Source organism: Nisaea sp., from assembly GCF_040217065.1.
Classification (GTDB): domain Bacteria; phylum Pseudomonadota; class Alphaproteobacteria; order Thalassobaculales; family Thalassobaculaceae; genus Nisaea.
Window position 1 is genome coordinate 1 of the sequence record NZ_JAVJNX010000007.1, and the last position, 2,694, is coordinate 2,694.

The following is a 2,694-nucleotide window of genomic DNA, read 5'->3' on the forward strand; positions in this document are numbered from 1 at the left end:
CGAATGCAGGGTCCGGTGCACCGGGCACTTGTCGGCAATCTCCCGGAGCTTTTGCCGCTGCGCCGCGTCGAGCGGTCCTTCGATGATGATCTCCCGGCTGATCCTGTCGATCTTTCCGGCCTGCGTCTCACAGGCGGCACATTCGTCTGCATGAACCTTGCCGTGCCGCAGCCGGGTCTCGAGGCGGTCGATGTGCCAGCCCTTGCGCTCGGCATAGAGCGACAGGGTCATGTTGGTGCAGGCGCCGAGGCCGGCCAGCAGGAAGTCATAGGGCGCGGGGCCGCTATTGTCGCCGCCGACGCTTTTCGGCTCGTCCGCCCGCAGCCTGTGCCCCGCCGCGCGGACGGCTTGCGGAAATTTGCCCTCGCCCAGATGCGCGACCACGACCTCTCCCTCGCGCGCGGCGAGCTGCAGCGGCGCCTCTTCCGGAACAAGGCGGCCCGCCCATGCGGCAATGACCGAGGCGACATAGGCCGCGTCCGCCGGCCGGGTGAGCAGATGGTCCGCCTTGTCCAGCGAGACAAAGCTCTTCGGGTGTTTGGCGGCGGCGAAGATCCGGCTCGCATTGCCGATGCCCACGGTCATGTCGAGGGGGCTTGAATGCTAGCTCTCGTCCAACCAGACATCATTGAAGTGCATTTCAAAGGTCGGATGCATTCTATCGTTCTGAACAGCTTTGGCCATATGCTTATAAAGCGACCGCCAATACGGCTGGATGATAATGCCGGAGTCTTGCAGTATCTTCTCCAGATCCTCCATCACGGCCCGCCGTTTATCGGCATCTGCGATGGCCAGGGCCTCATCGAGTTTTTGGTCGAATCTCTCGTCTGACCAGCCAGCCTCGTTCCAAGCCTCGCCGGAGCGATAGGCAAGCGCAAGTACCTGCACGCCGAGCGGGCGCATGCTCCAGTCCGTGGTTGAGAACGGATATTTCGTCCAGTTATTCCAGAACGACGATGAGGGAATAACCGTCCGTTTGATCTTGATGCCGGCATCACGGATCTGAGCACCGATGACATCGGTTGTGTTCTTGCGCCAATCGTCATCGATCGAAATCAGCTCGTGTTCGAAGTCGGATTGACCGGCTTCGGCAAGCAGCTTCTTCGCGGCATCGGGGTCACGTTTGAGTGCCGGGAGCTTGAAATACTCCGGGTGCATCGGACCAACATGGTGGTTCTCGGCTATGCTGCCGGAACCGCCGTAACCGATTTGCAGGACAACGGCATTGTCGACAGCCATCTGCATCGCTCGGCGCACGCGCACATCGTCATAAGGCTTGTTGCTGATATTCATGCGCGCAACGATCGTCGCCGCCGTTACCGCTTCGGATTTCTTCAGGTCAAGACTGTCCAAGATCTCCACGAAGTCTGCTGTCGTTTGGTAATTCACATGAACGTCGCCAGCCTCGTAGGCCGCAACCTCGGCAGCCGGATCCGTTCCGTAGTCGGTCCACTCAATGGCGTCGAGATAGGCCTCTCCCCCCCCACCACTTGCCGTTCGTGCGACGCCGCACGCGGGCCGAAACGCCGACCTCGAGACTTTCCAGTTCAAACGCACCGGTGCCAACCGGATTCTTCGAGAGGTCTGCACCATTCTTGTCGAAATCGCGGTGAACGATCAACGACGGGTAGTCCGACATGCCGGGGATGATGCTGATATCCGGCTTCGGCAGGGTAAGCTTCACGGTATGGCTGTCGACCTTCGTGATAGCGCCTTCGAGCGCCTTATTCGTGCTTGGGTCGATCACTGTAGCCATGCGGCCGGCCATCGAGTTCCCCTCGACGTCCTTGTCGCACCAGCGCTTGATATTGTGGACGACATCATCGGCAGTGAACTCGTCGCCGTTGGTCCAGGTTACGCCTCTTCGCACATTCAGGACGTACTCGGTCGCGTCGTCATTGACTTCCCAACTTTCGAGCAAGGCGGGCTCAAATGTATAAGAGGAAGAATATGAGACCAGATTCTCGCAGAACTGCCGGGCGACATTGCTCATTTCTCCCCAGTCGAAGAGCCGAGGGTCCACCACACGCCGCACGTTCATCGAAACTTTGAGCGTACCGCCCTTTTTCCCGGCTGCTTTGACAGTATTCGGCGCCGCCAGTCCGATCATTCCATATGCAGTCGCGGTCGTTGCGCCAAAGGCCGTTGCCAGGGCAAGAAATTCCCGCCGGTCCATTTTTTCAGCCTTGGTATCGCGCGCCCAACTGCTGAACATGGCGTTCATAGGCCGACCGGAGCGTCCTTTGAGTTTATGGTTCATACCTGACCCCTCTGTTACGCTATTGGTTGGTGTTCGGTCCCAAACTCAACTCTGTGAACTAAGGTGACAGGTCCCAAACTCAACTCTATGAATTAAGGTGGCATGAATTAAGGTGACACACGCCTTAATGAATTAAGCTGGAATTAAGGTGACACACGCCTTAATACGCTAGGATTGTCCCCATCTCGCCTGGACCACGCTCCAAGTCCGGGGTCACGCCTCAGATGCGGACCGCCGCCTGCAAAGCGGCACGCCCCGCCCCCTCTGCTCAAGCCATCCTCACCCGCTCTCGGCCATCTCCGTCTCGATCAAGATTTCCGAATGCAGGGTCCGGTGCACCGGGCACTTGTCGGCAATCTCCCGGAGCTTTTGCCGCTGCGCCGCGTCGAGCGGTCCTTCGATGATGATCTCCCGGCTGATCCTGTCGATCTTTC

At 59.0% G+C, this 2,694-nt stretch carries 3 protein-coding genes; all 3 read right to left on the reverse strand.

Going from position 1 to position 2,694, the window contains the following annotated elements; genetic code table 11:
* Nucleotides 1-585, reverse strand: a 585-nt coding sequence (locus tag RH950_RS09020; RefSeq protein ID WP_350055875.1) for an OsmC family protein, incomplete at its 3' end; no start/stop codon positions are given.
* Between the two features lie 18 nt (nt 586-603).
* Nucleotides 604-1,557, reverse strand: a complete 954-nt coding sequence (locus tag RH950_RS09025; protein ID WP_350055879.1) for an ABC transporter substrate-binding protein — start codon at nt 1,555-1,557, stop codon at nt 604-606.
* On the reverse strand, nt 1,454-2,260 hold the full coding sequence (locus tag RH950_RS09030; protein ID WP_350055877.1) for an ABC transporter substrate-binding protein: 807 nt from the start codon (nt 2,258-2,260) through the stop codon (nt 1,454-1,456). Before RH950_RS09030 ends, RH950_RS09025 begins: the two co-directional genes overlap by 104 nt.
* Nucleotides 2,261-2,694 lie beyond the last annotated feature (434 nt).

What these genes read in the sequence shown, in the direction of transcription:
- RH950_RS09030 (WP_350055877.1), bottom strand. Translation starts at nt 2,260, where the DNA reads ATGAACCATAAACTCAAAGGACGCTCCGGTCGGCCTATGAACGCCATG.